Source organism: Spirochaetota bacterium (assembly GCA_038043445.1).
Lineage (GTDB): Bacteria > Spirochaetota > Brachyspiria > Brachyspirales > JACRPF01 > JBBTBY01.
Genome location: JBBTBY010000131.1, coordinates 1 through 17,830, shown reverse-complemented (window position 1 = coordinate 17,830; position 17,830 = coordinate 1). Strand labels below are relative to the sequence as shown.

15 protein-coding genes are annotated in these 17,830 nt (G+C 55.9%); 5 read left to right on the top strand and 10 right to left on the bottom strand.

Annotated elements, in window-relative coordinates; translation table 11 throughout:
• Positions 1–106 precede the first annotated feature (106 nt).
• Entirely contained in the window at positions 107–967 is an 861-nt protein-coding gene (locus AABZ39_17355) for an aldose 1-epimerase family protein (GenBank protein ID MEK6796549.1), read from the top strand.
• A 15-nt stretch (positions 968–982) separates the two neighbouring features.
• On the opposite strand, the gene AABZ39_17350 is transcribed toward AABZ39_17355, so the two are convergent.
• From AABZ39_17350 to AABZ39_17335, 4 genes are all read right to left on the bottom strand, one after another.
• Positions 983–1,336, bottom strand: a complete 354-nt coding sequence (locus tag AABZ39_17350; protein ID MEK6796548.1) for a hypothetical protein — start codon at positions 1,334–1,336, stop codon at positions 983–985.
• Positions 1,337–1,447: 111 nt separating this feature from the next.
• Positions 1,448–2,830 (bottom strand): family 20 glycosylhydrolase, encoded by a 1,383-nt coding sequence (locus AABZ39_17345; GenBank protein MEK6796547.1) that lies wholly within the window; start codon positions 2,828–2,830, stop codon positions 1,448–1,450.
• Positions 2,831–2,904: 74 nt separating this feature from the next.
• Positions 2,905–3,741 (bottom strand): amidohydrolase family protein, encoded by an 837-nt coding sequence (locus AABZ39_17340; GenBank protein ID MEK6796546.1) that lies wholly within the window; start codon positions 3,739–3,741, stop codon positions 2,905–2,907.
• 11 nt (positions 3,742–3,752) lie between these two features.
• Entirely contained in the window at positions 3,753–4,601 is an 849-nt protein-coding gene (locus tag AABZ39_17335; GenBank protein MEK6796545.1) for a hypothetical protein, read from the bottom strand.
• Between the two features lie 93 nt (positions 4,602–4,694).
• Here AABZ39_17335 and AABZ39_17330 point away from each other — a divergent pair, with 93 nt between their 5' ends.
• Positions 4,695–5,537: an AraC family transcriptional regulator gene (locus tag AABZ39_17330; GenBank protein ID MEK6796544.1), complete on the top strand. Its 843-nt coding sequence runs from the start codon at positions 4,695–4,697 to the stop codon at positions 5,535–5,537.
• A 44-nt stretch (positions 5,538–5,581) separates the two neighbouring features.
• Here the strand turns inward: AABZ39_17330 and AABZ39_17325 are convergent, their stop codons facing one another.
• From AABZ39_17325 to AABZ39_17310, 4 genes are all read right to left on the bottom strand, one after another.
• Positions 5,582–7,492 carry a hypothetical protein gene (locus AABZ39_17325; protein ID MEK6796543.1) on the bottom strand — a complete coding sequence of 637 codons (1,911 nt, stop codon included), beginning with the start codon at positions 7,490–7,492 and terminating at the stop codon, positions 5,582–5,584.
• Positions 7,493–7,557: 65 nt separating this feature from the next.
• Positions 7,558–7,914, bottom strand: coding sequence for a hypothetical protein (locus AABZ39_17320; GenBank protein ID MEK6796542.1), 357 nt, complete (start codon positions 7,912–7,914; stop codon positions 7,558–7,560).
• Complete coding sequence (locus AABZ39_17315) at positions 7,911–9,626, bottom strand: glycoside hydrolase family 2 TIM barrel-domain containing protein (protein MEK6796541.1); 1,716 nt, start codon at positions 9,624–9,626, stop codon at positions 7,911–7,913. The genes AABZ39_17320 and AABZ39_17315 overlap by 4 nt, the downstream gene beginning before the upstream one ends.
• A 121-nt stretch (positions 9,627–9,747) precedes the next feature.
• Positions 9,748–10,608 (bottom strand): AraC family transcriptional regulator, encoded by an 861-nt coding sequence (locus AABZ39_17310; GenBank protein ID MEK6796540.1) that lies wholly within the window; start codon positions 10,606–10,608, stop codon positions 9,748–9,750.
• 55 nt (positions 10,609–10,663) lie between these two features.
• Here AABZ39_17310 and AABZ39_17305 point away from each other — a divergent pair, with 55 nt between their 5' ends.
• Positions 10,664–12,427 carry a hypothetical protein gene (locus AABZ39_17305; GenBank protein MEK6796539.1) on the top strand — a complete coding sequence of 588 codons (1,764 nt, stop codon included), beginning with the start codon at positions 10,664–10,666 and terminating at the stop codon, positions 12,425–12,427.
• Here the strand turns inward: AABZ39_17305 and AABZ39_17300 are convergent.
• Together AABZ39_17300 and AABZ39_17295 are read right to left on the bottom strand one after the other, a co-directional pair.
• The gene (locus AABZ39_17300) at positions 12,415–13,824 is read right to left on the bottom strand and encodes a sodium:alanine symporter family protein (GenBank protein ID MEK6796538.1); all 1,410 of its coding nucleotides are present in this window, start codon (positions 13,822–13,824) and stop codon (positions 12,415–12,417) included. The two genes, AABZ39_17305 and AABZ39_17300, sit on opposite strands and share 13 nt — an antisense overlap.
• Before the next feature lie 167 nt (positions 13,825–13,991).
• Positions 13,992–16,073: a hypothetical protein gene (locus tag AABZ39_17295; protein MEK6796537.1), complete on the bottom strand. Its 2,082-nt coding sequence runs from the start codon at positions 16,071–16,073 to the stop codon at positions 13,992–13,994.
• Positions 16,074–16,212: 139 nt separating this feature from the next.
• Between AABZ39_17295 and AABZ39_17290 the strand changes: the two genes are divergently transcribed.
• Together AABZ39_17290 and AABZ39_17285 are read left to right on the top strand one after the other, a co-directional pair.
• Positions 16,213–17,049 carry an AraC family ligand binding domain-containing protein gene (locus AABZ39_17290; GenBank protein ID MEK6796536.1) on the top strand — a complete coding sequence of 279 codons (837 nt, stop codon included), beginning with the start codon at positions 16,213–16,215 and terminating at the stop codon, positions 17,047–17,049.
• A 126-nt stretch (positions 17,050–17,175) separates the two neighbouring features.
• The coding region (locus AABZ39_17285; protein MEK6796535.1) for a hypothetical protein at positions 17,176–17,830 on the top strand (655 nt) is incomplete at its 3' end.

The window sequence follows — 17,830 nt, the reverse complement described above, 5'->3', positions numbered from 1 at the left end:
TTCCATCGCCATCGGGCCTGACCATTGGAAGTCTCTCACAGTAATGTACGCTGGTATTTTCCCGGGAGGCCTGTATACTGCACGCATACCATTGTACGAGGCACACATGACGACGATATCAAATAAAACGATAACGGTCAGCACCGACGATAAAGGCGGCGAGCTTATGAGCATTCGCTCGAACGATATCGAATACCTCTGGCAGGGCGATGCCGCATTCTGGCCGCGCCGATCACCGGTGCTTTTTCCCATCATCGGGGCATGCCATGAGAACACCTATCGCTACCGCGGTGAATCGTACACCATCGGCAATCACGGTTTCGCCCGCGATATGGATTTTCAATGCATAGCGCAGACCGACGACCGCATGATGTTCCAGCTTACGAGCGATGCATCGACGAAAAAACAGTATCCCTTCGATTTCCGCTTCACCATCGGCTATCGGCTGGATAATTACTCGCTCATTACCGATTACATCGTTGAGAACATCGGCCGCGACAGCATGTACTTTTCCGTCGGCGGTCATGCCGGATTCAATACGCCCCTTGAGAAAGGCGGATCGAAGAACGATTTCGATATCATGTTCGAAAGAGATGAGACCGCATCGCGGCGCTATCTTAATAAAGAGAACACTGCCGAGAACAATGATGCAGCATTGAACGGATCGCTCATGCGCATCACCGATGACACATTCTCACGCGGCGCGCTCGCGCTCGCGAACCTCCGCTCACGGAAGATGACGCTTGCTTCACGGGTGTCGCATCACGGCGTTACCGTGCAATTCGAAGAATTCCCCTGTTTCGGCATATGGTCGCCGTCCGCCGAGGCCCCGTTCATCTGCCTCGAACCGTGGCACGGCATCATGCCGCGCGTTGATGCATCCCCTGACATAACGGTGAAAGAAGGCATACGCATGCTCGAGCCGCAGAGGACATTCGCCACGAGTTACCGCATCATCGTGTTCTGAGAGCCGTCTCCCCGGCTATTCGACAAGCCAATCCTTCGCCTGCTCCACGGTATCGAACGGCTTTCTTGATTTCGGGGAAACCATGTTCACGGCGTTGAGAAGTATGCGCTTCACACCGGTAATGCCGACGATGGCCGCTTTTTTCGTGAGCGGCAGCGATTTCGCGCCTTCCTGTTTTGCGAGCTCGATGAACGCATCGTTGACAAAGCAGCCCGTCACATCGGTGAGCGAGAGATTCTCGTTGGACCCGGACGCGACTATCATTTTTGTCGCCTCGCGTATCTGATCGAGCATCTGTTCCGGTGAAAGCCCGCCGTACGAGATGACTATGATCTTTTTCCCCTTGTGCTCGGTCCATTGTGCGCCCATAACCGCTCCTTATAATTACAAAAGCATTCATCAGGAATCAACAATGGCAGTATACTCAGTACCGGAAAATCTTCAAGTCATGGATAAAGCCAAGAAACGACGAAACCTCTTTCAAGCTCGATGGTTTTTCTTCAGAAGCATCCGCTGCTCAACGACAGGCAGTATACGCGCATCCGTGTAGCGTTTCGCCCACACAGGGAACATACTCCCTGCTGATGCTTTTGTGAACATAGCGGCGAACTGCTTCATCGATGCTATCTGGCTGTCAAGATATCCGAGATTCTTCACGGCCACAACATTCTCCCGCCGCGCCGGGTCGATCTTCGCTTCCGCGGCATACTCCCAGAGCATCTGTATCTTCTTCCACGATTCTATCCTCATGATATCCATACGCCTTGTCGCGCCACTTGAATCGGAGAAGCGCTTCCACTCGCCGGCACGTTTGAGCACACGCTCCGCATCCTTGTATGCATCCTTTCGATGACCGGCCATGACAAGACCTGCATAGACGAGAAGATCGAGATTGCTGTCTATCGGCGTTCGCTGCAGCTCATTGGAATTATTCCTGCTCCAGCCCGTTGCAACGACACCGGTCATGCCGTACCGCTCCGCTATCTGTGCCCAGAGAAGGCAGTTCTCTTTGCGCTCATCTGCATCCTCGCGGTGCTCCATGGACTTGAACGCAGAAGCACCCCAGAGCGTGATGCCGTTCGCCTGAAAATGCTTGATGAGCCGTTCAGTGACAGCGCCGACACCCCCGGCGATGATGGGCCATGGGTTCGGCGTATCGCCCTTCACGAGGGGATGAAGCCAGGGACGTTTTTTCCTGTCGTAGGGCGAATAGCCCCAGACGCAGAGATCGGCAAGCGTACCCAATGTACGGAGCGCGTTCGCATCCCAATCGACCATCATATCATGCCAGAGTATCGGGCGTATGCCGCGTCCGTTGAGCTCCGAGAGCAGCGGCTTGAGGCAATCGATATAAAGAGCGCTCGCACCGTGCTTCTTTATGTATGCTCGCGTATCTTTATGCGTACCGAATGTCCACGCCTCATCGCCGCCTAAATGGAAATACCGGACATCGGGGATAACGGAAAGAACATCGCGGACCATATCGCGTATCAAATCGGCCGCTCCCGGCGCAAGCGGATTGATAGCATCGTTCTGTCCGGCGACCTCCTGCATACGCGCATATCTCTTATGACGGAGCACCATCTCCATATGGCCGAGACATTGCACGAGCGGAATGAGCTCTATCCCGAGCCGCTTCGCTTTCGCAGCGAACCGTTTCACCTCGGCGATGCTGTATGCCGTTTCGCAGCGGAAGCGTTCATCGACCGTCCACGGGAACATATCCTCCCATTCGACAAGAATCGCATTGTACTTCGCCGCGTGAAGGAGATCGAGCAATTTCATGAGGCGCTTCGCCGTCGGTGGAAGCCCTTTCAGATCGAGATGAAAGCAGCGCACATATGATCGTCTGTTCTTTTTCATGGCAGCTCCCTGTTCGAATGCATCGTATGGCACGGCAACATACCGCGGCGCGTATATATACCACACCCCCGCATTTAGCGCCAGCCGGGGGCGAATTCATTTTGTATTTTTCTTGCGTTGCCGCACAGCACGTTCTCCCGTTCGCTCGGTTCACCCCAGCGATAATAATTCCCGCCTATCATCTCGAGAAACAGCTCCCAGAACTGCACCAGCTTGAGCGCGTACGCATTGGACTCCGGCGTTCCGTACAATGCATCAGTAGCGAACAATATCTTCTCGTTGAAATATCGTTTCGTCCCGTCATTGCATTTCCTGTCGAGGATGCGAATGAACCATTCGATGTCCTTTCGATATCCGCTGAGGTCATGATAGATGTTCGGATAGTAGTACAGGTTCATTTCCGTCTCATCAAGCCACGGATAACCGAGATGCCCGCCGATGATGGTAAGCGCGGGAAATGCCTCCGCTATCGACGCAAGATATGACGGGCGCATCGTGCTGCACCCGTGGCCGAGCGATGCGTTCTGCTCGCCGGGTTTTCCGTATGAAACGATACCGGTGTGAAAAAGTATCGGCATACCGAGCGACGATGCCCGTTCATAGAACGGAAAATAGTCGTGATGATCGTACGGCTTCACCGGCTTGTACGGCTTTAATCCGATAAAACCTTTCTCGCAGAGCGCATCGATGTTTTCAGGATTTCCGGACAGATCAAGATAACCGAACGGCACGATGAAGCCCGGATACCGCCTCGCCGCTGTCAGCACTTCCGCTTCCGTCGCGTACGGCGCATAGCTGATATTCGCGCCGGAAAGGTCCATTATCCACAGAGACTCTACCTTCCTGCTCGCAACGATATCGTCGAGGTCCGTGCATCCGCGGCGTAAATGTGCGTGCGCATCGATGATCATTGCGCTCTCCGTTACAGGATTATCTTCGGCGCCGTTGCCGTCGCCCTGTCGGTAGCGACGATATAGTCCTTATGCCCTCGAATATGCGTTACCGGGTAATCATCGCCCGGTTCGCCCATCGCGGCTATGCGCAGCGCAGTGTTCGCCCATTGAAAATCCTTCGATTCATTGCGCGTCATGAGCAGAAGTTTTCGCGCCCCGAGTATCTCGCGCATGCCGAGGGTTATCGCTTTCCGCGGGAAATTGATGAGATTGCCGCCGTAGGAATGGCGCGATGCATCGAGCGTACGTGTAAACTCATTGATGTCGATGATGCGCGGTCCGGTGTCTTTTATTCCGGGGGCGGGTTCGTTGAACGCGAGATGCCCGTGAATGCCTATGCCGCCGTAGCAGACCTCTATCCCGCCTGCTTTTGCTATCAGTCCGGGGAGCGCGGCGCAATTCTCCGGCGTCGGGAACACGATGGCATCGTCATCCGGGCGGAGTTTTTTATCGATGAGATCGAAGAAGATGCGGCGCACCTGTCCGCGGAAACTGATGGGGCTGTCAGCAGGGACAAGTTCGCCGTCATCAGTGCAGTACTCATCCATGAAAAAGAACGTACACGCGTGCAGATCGATCTGCTCATCATTGATCATGCGCGCCATGTTCGCATACGGCTGTGTGGGCCCCACCGGCATGATATACCCCGTCATGCGTTTTTCACGCGCGGCACGGGCAAAATCGTCGACCATGCGCCGCGCCAGAAAGTGATAGAGCTCATCGAGCGTTTCGGTAATGACGAGATGCCCCTTGCATTGTGCGGTCATATCATCCGTTGAAAGTGCGAAAAGCCTGCGTATCTCTTTGCTTCTATCCATGCCGATGCCTCCGTCAATTGATTCACCTCAAGTATAACGGCATCCGTCCGCATCGGGTATGGACAAAGTGGGCGCGTATGTTAGAATTGGTATATGCCCGAAAACGACATTCTCATCGAATTCTCGCCTCGGCTGCGTTTCTATTTCGGGAAAAGTGACGAGCACTTCATCGCCGCTGGGAATTTGACCTATCTCGCGGAGCACGCGCATCGTCTCGGCACCGCCGTCGGTTTTCCCGACTTTCGTTTCCTCTATCTCCTCGAAGGCGAGGGCCTTTTCGTTCCGCCGAACGGCGAGCGCATACGACTTGCCGCAGGCGATCTCGTCTGCAGACGTCCCAACGTCGACAATATGATACAGCCGAACAAGGGGCGGCGCTGGCGCGAGTTCTATTTCGCCATGCCGACAAGCTTGTATACGATGGCTGTCGATGCCGGCCTCATGCCCTCGCGCGATCATTACCGCATCGGCATCGATGCGTCCATGAAAGCGGCGATGAGCGCGATACTGACGTCCGTCCGTCACGCGCGTTCGTTCGCAGGTCTATTGCCCGATATCATCGATCTTCTCTCATACATGAAAACGCGCGCAGATAATGTCGAATTCGATCGACGATCGAGAAGATCCATCGATACGGCAAAGCGCATTCTTTCAGCGAATATCGAGCGGAATATCTCTATGGAGAAGGTCGCACGCGCATCCGGCATGGGATACGAGGCGTTCCGAAAGCGCTTTCGCGATGTCGTCGGCATCGCCCCGAAAGAATTCCGCCTGCGGAAAAAACTTTCCGCCGCCGCGGCGCTTCTGCTTGACGGGCATCACACGATATCGGAAATAAGCGAACGATTCGGATACCCGGATATTTTCTGTTTTTCGCGGCAATTCAAGGCACATTTCCGGTATACGCCGAGCATGTACCGAAGACTGTATCGATAGCTGCCACCCCGCCTCAACCGCGAGGCGCATCGCATCGGCAGATCCTATTCGGCCGCAAGTTCAAAGAACGGCGTCGGCCCGTCCTTAAGCTTCGCTGTATCGATGACGATCTTCATTTTTCCGTCCGCGTTCTCCGCTATCGGCAGCTGTTCTTTGCGCGAACCGTCGATACCGAGCGCCCAAAGCGTCATCGCCTTGCCCTGGGTGTTCTTGATCGTGACGGAAAGCGCACCGGTACGCATCAGCACCGGCAATGTCCCGAGTTTTACGAGCGTGACGCGATCATCGGACGCTTCGAAATCGGTGTTAAGCGCGTCGGTGGAATACACGAGCAGAAGGCGTTTGCTCCTGTCGATCGGCGCCCCGTCAAGCGAGGATACGGCAACGGCAGAGGCTGCCGGCATACTGTCGATGCGTATGTTCTTAAGCGTGATGGACCGATCCTCTTTCAAAACGGCACCCTCGGTTTTTGAAGTGATGACGGTCAAGGACTCCTCCTTAACGTTCATGAGTATCTCTTTTGTGTCCGTCTGAAAAACGCCATCCTCGACGCTCGTTCGATTATCGGAAGAGAGAAGCCCCGCCTTTCTCAGCTGCTCTACCCATTGAGCGGATCCGGATGTCGCACTATCGGATGCGGCGACCGCATGGGTAGTTATCGTCATCTCTCCACCGCTCTCCGGGGGTATGGTCATTTTGGCTTGTACTGCCGGAACACCCGCGGGGGCGGGCATATCGGATCCGAGCCCGAAGCGGCAGAGCAGCGATATCCTGCTTTGGCTATCATTGATCTTTTTCAGCATATTGTTCTCTGAAAAAAGGTACTCTTTGGACAGGAGCACCTTGACGGCGCTCGCCGACGGGGATACATCGCCCCGCGCGAAAAGAAGTGTTGCGAGCACCTGGTTGGCCCGCTGTATGGGATCGCGTCCGGCAAAGTACACCCCCATAGGGTATGCCAGTCCCATAATGACGGGCTGGCAGTGGACGGTAAGTCCCGAAAAACCCTGGAACGCCGAATAGGACGGGTAGAGAAGACCGGCTTCATGGCGATATTTCCCCCAGAACCCGAAATTGTTTTCCGTCACGAACATGGGGCGATCGAGGTAGCGTGCATTCGCCGCAATACGCCAATAGCCGGCGCTGGTCGCAATAGCCCCGTTCTGTTCCATTTTTGAGCCGGGCGTATTGAAACCCTTCGGATGATTGTGATAGGTATGCATGGAAACCACCGGCGAGATGTTTCGTGCGGCATGGTTCCGGAAACGAATGATAGCATCGTATTGATGCGTAAGCCCTTTATAGCCTGTCTCGCGCACGGTATTCTCATACCAACGGGTCATCTCCGCTTGGAGTTCGTAGACAAATACGGCTGCGTCATTGCCTCGCGTGGTGTATTCCAGGGGATATGCTTTTTCAAAACCGATATCCTCGAAGGAATGTATCTTCTCAGCCGTTCCCCATGCATCCCTGAGCGCCTCGATGCGATCGTTGTATCTCTTCCTGAGGAAGTCGCGCCAGCGCTTATCCGCGAACGGCTTGATATCCGGCTTCTGAAAGAACCCTATTTCGACGAAAATATCCTGCTCATTCCAGAACGTCATCGTTGCCATCACCGGATCGTCCGCGAGGGACAGACCGGTATACGGGTTGCGATGTGTGAGAAAAGCGCGCACCCCGTTCGCCCACGGTTCACGGGATGACGGATCGACCAGAAAACGTTCCCGGAAATTCCGCTGATCCCCCTCGTCCCAGCGGCCTTTCAGATAGCTCGCGTGATATGCCATATCGAGGGTGATATAAATGCCCGCTTGTTTCAGACAGAATACCAGACGATCAAACCGCTCGAGGGTTTCCGCGTTCAGATCGCCGTCATTCTGCGCCCCGACGCTGAGCACCATATCCATGCCCTGTATCCGTATCATATTGTAGCCCTGAAGGCGGATGGCGTTCACATGCTCCGCGATCGCGGCGTGCTCTCCCTCTTTCGTTCCCGCCAAGAGGGGGTAGTCTTTGTAGCTTACATTTTTTTCATTGAAAGAGCGCTCCGGCACATAGGATGTATAGGAAAAAAACGCACCGGCGTCTGCGGCCTCTTCTCAAAGGTGAATTGCCCGTCACGTCCGACGATGACACGCCCGTATTTTCCGGCAGGCCCGTCCTCCACGAGTGCGCTGAAATCGAGCGCGCTCCCGGGCACGATGGTCGTGCGCGACATATCGACCGCTTTCCACTCATCGCCGGCGACGACCTTAAACGATGTGTACGCCGCGGGAGAAGAAAGCAGGCATGCGAGGGCTATTTGAAACAGTGAACGACATCTGCACGCCTTGGCCGCACGATGCTGCGATCTTCGATCTTTCGTCTGTACGATCATTTTCTCCTCCATCCGCTGCGATCATCGTTGAATATTTTTTTTACCGTATCGTACGCCATCTTCGGCCTGCGATATTCGTCGAGAAGCCCGGCGCAGTTAAAGCCGCGGGGCTTTACCCGCACCTCGCCGCCGTTGACGAAGCTCCTCGTGTCAAAGAACTGCCAGAGCGCAATGCCGATATACCGCGGGTTCGCGAACACCGCGCGTATCGCCTCGGCAAAATATCCCGCCTGGAATTCCTCCGACCACTGCGCGTTCGCTCGGTCATGACAGCCGTACAGCCCGCATGCACCGATCTCGCCGAGCATGAACGGTTTGTGTTTCAGGTCCTCTCTGTTGGTGAACTCAGCTATTGAATTGACACGCCCTTCTATCCACGCGATCGACGGTGTCGTATAATCCTTGTGCCCGCCGATCCATCCAGGATAGATGTTCATCGCGATGACATCGGCGAATTCGAGACAGATATCCCGCTCATGCCGGCTTGAGGCGAACGTGACAAGGAGCGTGGGCTCGACAGCACGTATCGTCTGCGCAAGTTTTCCATATAACACCTTGCCGCCGGCAGTGTCCGAGCAGCATTCATTGAGAAATCCCCAGAGGATTATCGACGGATGATTGATGCTGTTCTCGACCATGAGCTTAGTCTGCTTTACCTGCAGATCGATATACGCCTGGTCCTTTGCGTCGTTCTCCGTATCGTTCCACCCCATGCTTTCCTGCCATGCGAGCATGCCGACCTCGTCGCAGAGATCGAAGAACGCCTGGTCCTGCGGATAATGCACGCAGCGCACGAAATTGCAGCCGAGGTCCCTGAGCAGATGGATATCATCCATCATCAGATGTACGTTCTGTACCGGACCGAATTCGGGATGCGACTCATGCCGGTTGACGCCTTTGAGAAAGACCGCTTCGCCGTTGAGCAGTATCTTCTGGTCTTTCGTCTCTATCGTCCGTATCCCGAATCGTTCGACGATGCGGTCTTCAGCGGTCGTTACGGTCACCGTGTGCAGATGCGGCTTTTCCGGCGACCATACTCTGAACCCCGGAACATCGGCCGTTATATCGATCATGCCGTTCACCGGTTTTTCCCGGAATGCTCTATCCGCACCGCTGTCGAATCGATAGGTCCCGCTCACCTCGGCGGGGATATCGCCGTCGAACAGCATCCTGAGCCGCACGGTCCCTTTTGTCGTTGACAGTGTTTGTATCCTCACACGCTGTACCGCGAACTGCGGCACCGACTGCACCGATACCGTGCGGTATATGCCGCCGAAACCGTACAGATCGAAATGCGGTCGGAACAGCGGTATCGATATCTTGTCATACCTGTTGTCGATCAGAATCACAAGCTCGTGCTCACTTCCGCCCGCGGGAAGATCGTATGCAATACTCGAATAGGGGATCTTATGATCGCTGATATGTGTCCCGTCCCACCAGATGCGGCCGAACAGTCCCATCCCGCCGATGTTGAGTCTCAGGCGCTCGTTCCTTCCCGCAGAGAACGTTACTCGTTTGCGGTACACGACAACGCCGCGTTTACCGAAATGCTCTGGGCTCGTATCGAAAACACCCGGCACCGCCATTGTTTCATTGTATGTCACCTGTGACGGATCTATCCCGTTCACATCATGATCGCCGAGCCAGACAAAATCCCAGCCGCCGTCGAGCGACAATGTTCTGCGATCGGGAAATAACGGATAATGGTTCATCGCCGGCCCCTTACGTAGACAGGGTATTTGTTTTCCATACGCTTAGTATAATGCAGAACGGCAGGGAATCAATGCAAAATATCGGCACATCGATGCAAAAAAAGCGCACAGGCAGCGGTGCTCATCGGTCTCGGTAGCGCTCGGGCGGCATGCCGGCATGCTTCTTGAACGTGTTCGAGAAGTGATACTGATCGGTGAACGCAAGCGTGCGGGCGATCTCGCTGAGTCCCGCATTTGTCGTCGAAAGTAATATCTTTGCCCGATCTATCTTCCGGCATATGATGTAGTGATGCGGCGTGGTGCCGGTCTCAGCACGAAAGCGCCGTGTCATCTGCGATGAAGAAAGCGATGCGAGCGCGGCGATCTTTTCGAGGGAGAGTTCATCACCGATATGCGCCTCGAGATAGCGGATGACCGTTCCTATCTCATGGGAATAGCGGCGTTTCGTACGGCAGATGCGTTCCGCCTGGATGCAGAACGAATGGAACGCGAGGGACATCTTCTCTGCAGCGTCATCCGGCGGTTTCGCAGCAATATCGCGGATGGAAGAGAATATCGCCGGCCGACGGAAAGCGCCGATGCGGTGAACGCCGCGAAGGGCATAAAGATCGACAAGCGCATCAACAAGCCTGCCCCGCAGGCAGAACCATATTTTCGTCCATGGGCAATCTGTCGCAGTAAGCGTATGCGTCGCATCCCGGGGAAGTATATACACATCATGCGCCCGTACGGAGTGAACTTCGTTCCCGAGAGCGACCGTGCCCGAACCGGCGAGCACGTACTCGAACGTATACAGATCATCGAAATGCCTGCGTTGTACAGCGGGACGCTCTATAACGGCGATGCCGGCGGACAAAAGCTCGATCGTTTCGTACGATCCTATGGCGCATTGCCGGCGCTCCGCCCTGAATTGCTTCTTCATTGATGTCCTGTGCCTTGCACGGAAGTATACAGGAAGCGAACGTATGCGCAAGGCTTTCACGAAGGCATCCTTCCCCTGCATTGACGAACATCATCGGTACCGATATACTTCTGCGATGAGCGCGATCGACGCATTCATCTCTGACAGGGATGCACTCTCCCCGGGGGACAGGCGTACGCTCAGGGACGCGTTTCCCCGCTACATCGATACATTGCTCCTGACTGGCTCGGTCGAAGCAGCGATAGAAAGCATGCGCACCACAGCACCACCTCAAGCGCCCGGAACAGCGGGGGCGCGATCTCTCCCGGGCATGGTCGATATCGTATTCCGCTCCGATGAGGAACGCGCCACGATGCACACCGCCATTGCATCCATGCACGCGCTCATCAAGGAAGGCGATACGGCGCTCATCCCGTGGATGATGCAATGGCTCAAGATCGGACTTGCTGCGGAACTGCATGATGCCTGCATGTATATCAGCGATCTTGCCGTACCGGAGATGACCGCCGATGCGGCGATGCATGACCTTCTTCTTTCGCTTGCGGCAGAGGATTTCTCGCGCGGGGGACGGATCGAGAACCATGACTTTCTGCCGTCATTCCATCTGCGTGCCATGGTAAGCGCGCTCACGCCGCCGATATATGCCGCAGGGCTTATCCGTTCGGTCATGAACGCCTCCGTTCCGTTCTTCGGCGAACGATCGGCCCATTTCGACCTGGTGCTTTTCGATGAGCAAAGCGGCTTCGGACGATATCCCGAGCTGTCCGTCACCGACGCCGATGCGGCGGCGATGATACGTGATACATCGCCGGAAAAAGCATTATTCGGAATATGGACACTATGGCTCCGCGGCGGCGCCTCGCCTTCGCTCACGGATGCTATTGCAGAATGGATACGCCGAGACCCGCCACATCCGGGGCTTATCAAATTGGCATCGATGTACCTGGAGCGCACCGGCGCAGCGCTCAGTGCCCCCGCCCTCACCGACAGTGAATCGCTCTGCCGGGTATTATACGGAACACCCGGACTACTCGCCCGAGAAGCGGCCGGCGCTTTGGCAAGTGCCGCCAGCGGAACCCGGAGGAGGTACACCCCGTTCATCAGCCGTTATGACGGCACATCGTCAAAGCATATCTGGGAAATTAAGGCCTCGCTTTCCCCCGTTCCTTCTGCGGGCACCGAACATCCACCGATGGCGTTTTATCACCGCATCATCATCGGTACAAGTACAAGCGAATGGATGCCGGCACAGGATGAATTCGGCTTCATCATTGCCGAACGGGATGACATCCGTGCGTGCGCGCTCCCGCTCAGGCTCCCGTGCCGCCGCGCAAGCGCCATGGGTGCTCAACGCAGGGCGAACGTGCTCGGCTGGCTGCCGGATACATCCGAATTCCTGATACATCTCTCGGTACCGAGCAAAGGCCCCGAATGGGATACGTGGAATCTCATCCTGTCCGTTCGTGCGAACGACATGGCCTGCCGCATCTGGCGTCCGCACGAAAACGGTCCTGCGGAACCGATAGCATTGACCGAATTGCGCGATCACGAGGACACCTCGATCGTCTTCTCTTACGGCGAACTCAAATTCCATCCCGGCAATGCGCCCGGCGAACGATTCGAGGAGGACAGGACACCGGACTATGACTCATATTCAGGGCCGGAGATAAAACGCTTTCTCCCCGGCCTCGCGGGAGATCCTGACATCATCGCGAACATATCTATGGACCCGCCCGAAACGGCACCCGCACCCGTCGAATATCTCATTCAGACGAAGGGTTGGTATCTCGACGGCCATTGGCGAAACGCGCATGCCTCGTTCATAGCCGCAGCCGATGATCTCGGACGAAAGGGGTTCGTCCTGCTTCAGGATGCGTGAGCACGCCGCTTGCCTGCCGGTCTCACCCGTAGCGCCTTGTCGACATCATCGACCATGGCATTATCAAGTCTGTTGCCCCAGAGATAATATCTTGTTTCTTTCGCAATGAGCCCGGAGAGGAGGAGAAGCGCGACGAGATTGGGTATCGCCATGAGCGCATTCATCGCGTCGGCCGCTTCCCACACGAGCGGGAGGGACATCACCGCACCGGCGAATACGCCGATGATCCAGAGGAATCGATACGGCAGCACCGACCGGCGGCCGAAAAGATATTCCACCGCGCGCTCGCCGTAATACGACCAGCCGAGTATCGTGGAATAGACGAAGGTGAACAGCCCCACACCGAGCACTATCGGGCCGACGACCGGTATCGCTTCGAAAACTTTCGATGTAAGCGCCGCTCCGTTGAGCCCGACAAAGGCAGCTTTGTTCTTAACTATAGAAGAAACCACAACAAGACCGGTAAGAGCACAGATGATGACAGTATCGAAGAAGGTGCCGGTGGAACTTACGAGCGCCTGACGCACAGGGTTCCTCGTCTTCGCCGCAGCGGCGACTATCGGCGCCGAACCGAGGCCGCTCTCGTTCGAGAACAATCCCCGCGCAATACCGTAGCGCATCGCCATGAGAATGCCGGCCCCAAGAACACCGCCGCCCACCGCCTTCGGGCGGAACGCCTCGACAAGGATCGATGAGCACGCCGGGAGAAGAAAATCGCGATTGATCACGAGTATCACGATGCATCCCGCGACATAGAACACCGCCATGAACGGCACGAGTGCCGTGCACGCCGCGGCTATCGAACGCACACCGCCCAGTATCACTATCGCCGTAATGAAGGCAAGGACGATGCCGGTTATCCAGGGTGCAATGCTCAGTTTCGTCGACACAAGATGCGCTATCGAATTCGACTGGACCATATTGCCTATACCGAACGCCGCGAGCGCGGTGAATACAGCGAATATCACGCCGAGCCATTTCATATTGAGTCCGCGTTCAAGCGCGTACATAGGCCCGCCCTGCATCTGGCCGACCTCATCCTTCACGCGGAATTTCACCGCAAGGAGCGCCTCGCCGTATTTTGTGGCGATGCCGAACACGCCGGTAAGCCATATCCAGAGTACCGCCCCCGGCCCGCCGAGCGCTACCGCAGTAGCGACACCGACGATATTCCCCGTCCCGATGGTCGCCGCAAGCGCGGTAGCGAGCGCGCCGAACTGGCTCACGTCGCCTTCACCCTTTTCCTTTGAGAACGCGATGCGCAATGCCGCACCCAGCTTCCGCTGAACAAAACCCGTGCGCACGGTGAGAAAAAGATGCGTGCCGAAAAGGAGCACGAGCATCGGCGGACCCCAGAGATAGCCGTTGAGCATCTGAAAAAACGAAAGCGCGTTCATACTGCATCCTTGTCCGATAAAAAGATATCGAACGATGGATGATTGTATCGTGCATCAACTGCAATCGCAAGTACTATCCGCCAGATTGTCGCGAGAATAGAGAACAGCGGGTTGCAACCCGCTGTTCTCTATTCCGATGATATTTCGAGAGCATTTTCGCAACAGTCTCACCGCATTTTTTTTCGTGAGAGTTTCCACTTCCCGCCGGCCATCTCGCCGCTTATTATCTCGCCGTTCTGCGTGCGGAAATTGGAGAACGATACGCCGTCCCATGAGCGCGGGCAGGCGCCGCCGATAACGGTCTTGCCGAAATAGTCCGACACGAGCGCGTCGTTCATCGCCTGCAGATAGAGCCCGTGGCTCGTTACGTAATAGCAGGTCGGGGCCTCAATGAGCCCGCGCGGGTCATCATCGATATCCGTTCCGAGCGATGTCTCATATATCTGCAGCCAATCGGGGTCGACATAGCGGCTTTTTCCCGCCTGCGAAAGATCGCCGAGAAGCCCATCCGCACTGCCCATGTGCGACGATGCGACCCAGAACGCGGCAAGCGTCCATCCATAGAACCTGTTCTCTTTTACATCGCGGCAGATATCATAACGCCGCTCGTACGCCTTCACCGTGAACGGCGAGGGTTTTCCGAGCGGGAGGAAGTTGAGCGGATTCAGCTGTACCGGATGTTTCTGTTTCCCGAACGTCTCCTCGATGGAAGATTCGTATATCCCGCAAACGCCTTCTTTCGGATCGTAAAGCGCATCGTAGGTGAGACCGGCACGCATGACAGCGCGCCATTGCTGAGCGTCCTCACATTCGATGGAAAGTCTTTTGGCAAGAAGGAGCGCTTTGCCTATAGCATACTCGGCGGAGAACAGCGCGCAGAGATAGTTCTTTTTATTGTGTCCGCCCATCTCATCCTGTCCCATGGACGGAGAGATGCGTATGCCGTATCGGCCGTTCTTTTCGCGCGTCAGTACCGACGCATAGAAATCGGCGGTGGCTTTCACTATCGGCCAAGCGACAGCCCTCGCCCACTTCCTGTCATTGCAATGGAGCGCCGTCTCATACGCCATACGCGCGACATACGCCGCATTGTGTATCTCATACTGATACCAGTTCGGCTCTCCCGGACGTGCGGCATCGAGGAGCTGCGACGATTTCGCGATGGGGAATTCCCACGCCCACATGGTCCCGTCGGCCTTGAAGATGCGCTTCGTGAACGAACGCATATCGTCGATGAAGGAGTGATAGAACTCCACCCATGAGCGCGCTATGTCATAATGGCCGAGCCTTAAAAGCGCCGGATGGATATAGGACAGGTCTTGCGGGAATGAATAGCGCCACATATTCCCCGACCATCCGCAGGGCTGCGCCGGTGCTCTCATATCGGGTCCGTAGCTTGCAAGCGTGTAATAGAGCGAACGCGCCCACATGGCCTGATACTTCGGTACCGGCACGGAAAGCCCCGCATCTCCGTAGCGGACATGCCATGCATGCGCTGCATCGGCAGCATACTGCTCGCCGTCGACAATGGACGCAAGCGCCCGAACGAGATCCACGCGCCGCTTCCACGATGCAAGCCCCGCAAGTATGAGATGACGACCCCGCGCGCCGCTGAACGATATGCCGATGCCATCCTCTCGCTCGCTGAGAACGGCTTTCCCCCGCGTGCTGATGACGCGAAGACCAACGATGCTCTCTGCAGTCCCTATCGACAATTTCAGCAGCGCGGTATCCATGGATGACGACTGAAGTACAGCCGAACCCTCGAGCACATCACCGTACGATACGGGAAGCTCTGTCTCCGGCGCAAGCAGGAGCGAAGGCATTGCCATTGTCGTGGAATCATATCTGATGTCGAGCGCGAGCATATCGGGCATGGCAGGATCGCAGAATGCCGTTATCGTATACCGCAAGCCGCTGAAAGAAAGCGCGGTGACGAGACGCCCATCGTAGAGATCGAGCGACTGTTCATACGCTTCGGGTGCCGGCGGCAGAGCATCGGCAAATACGATGCGGAACGCATGAAGGCGGCTGTCTATGCCGTGCGCACCGCGATGCCAATGGTCCGCATGCATGAACGATGTCACGCCGACGCTCGTCTTCTCGCCGCGGAAACCGTTGCCCATGAGACCGTATGCATCGAATGACGCGCCGGCGCGGCCGCTCCCCAGATAGAGATTGATATTATCTGCCATACGAAGCGGCCATTGTGTTCGCCGTATATTCCCCGGTTCCAGATAGTGACGCATGGTTTCTCCCATCGGACGGTATGACACTATACTATCATCCCCTGCCGCGTTCGACTATGACACTTTCCGGCATTTACTATTGCACTATCCGTCCTTAACGGCCTTGCTTCGGTCACGATTCATGCGTATACTGTCCGTCATGCAGCGCAAAAGAGAGGAACATCACGCGCCGATGACGCCATTCGCCGTACGCATCCATTTTGCCGGCTACGACAGGCATCACGCCGTCGGGCGCATTCGCATGCTGAGGAATTATCATCTCTTCCATTATGTGCTCAGCGGTCACGGCAGCGTAGCCATAGACGGTAGAGAATGGTCGCTGACACGCGGCAGCGGCTTCTTCTTTTTCCCCGGGCAGTATCATGACTACGGCGCGGATGCTGATGACCCGTGGGGATATGCCTGGATAGCCTTTGACGGCGCCGATGCCAAGGCGCTGCTCACACGGATAGGCATCTCGAAGGAAAGACCTATATTCACCCGGCGATATTCACCTGCCGTCGCATCGCTCATGGAGTCTATCGTGACCGAGCTCGGTGCAAAAAGAGCGGGTTATGATCTCTCGGTGCATGCGAAATTCTTCTCGCTTTTTTCGATGATGGCCGGAACACGCGGTGTATCGCCGTCGGATACCGATGCGAACGCACATGAAAGCCCGCGTGTGCGGTCTATGCTCAGCTACATCTCATCGCATCTGAACGGCGACTGCACCGTACGCGCCGCGGCCGAATCCGCCGGCCTTGACGAGACCTACGGCTCGAAGCTCTTTAAACGCGCGACCGGTCAGACCATGCGGGACTATATCCTCTCCCTTCGCATCGGGAGCGCAAAGAACATGCTGCGTTCAAGCCGCATGGATGTAGCAGGGATAGCCGAAGCGGCGGGATTTCACGAATACGCCGTGTTCGCCCGCCTCTTTCGCCGTAAGACCGGCATGACACCCACGCAATTCCGCGCAACGAAAAAAGTGTGGTGACTCGGCGTGTTCGGCCATTCGATCTGATTTGACACACAGGCGCAGCCGGACTATAATTATCGCATCTGCAGATCGATACCGGACCGGTACCATGTGAAATACGATCAAGCCCGCGGAATGGTTACTATGCTTCATCGAACGATGCGCCCCGTGAAAGAACCGTCCACACTGCGATTCGCCTGCATTTTCAGCGAGCATGATTTCAATGCGTTCAGACAGGTGATGAATTATTACGACATCTATCGGGGCGTCATTGACGCAGCGCGCGAATATGATGCGGAAGTATCGTTCTTCGATAGAACGCTTACGCCAGAACGATTCGTTGCGGAAAAACGCTATCGGGATTACAGCGGCATTCTCGGCATCATCCCGTGGACGAAATTATCCCCTTCAAGTCCCGCAACACGCATCGGAAGATCGGCACCGTTCGTGAATATGCTCATCGATGATCGGCACGCTCAGGGGAATTATGTCGGCCCGGATGAGCAGCAGTCGATATCCCTTCTTGTAGAGCACCTTGTCAGCGAGGGTTTTGAGCGCATCGGTTTTTTTTGTTTCGGTTTTGAACGGTATACGCTCGACCGTTACGCAGGGTATCGCAATGCGCTTGCCGCAAGCGGAATGAGGTATGACGGGCGCCTGGTGTTCTCCGACACGCCGCTTGAGAAGTACTTCAACAGCACGGATGGCACGTTCGCTGGCTTGCCCGCGCTGTATCGTCAATCCGAGAGTGTCTTCAAGCAGCTTTTCGAGCGTATTCTGACCGAGAAGCCGTCGCCCG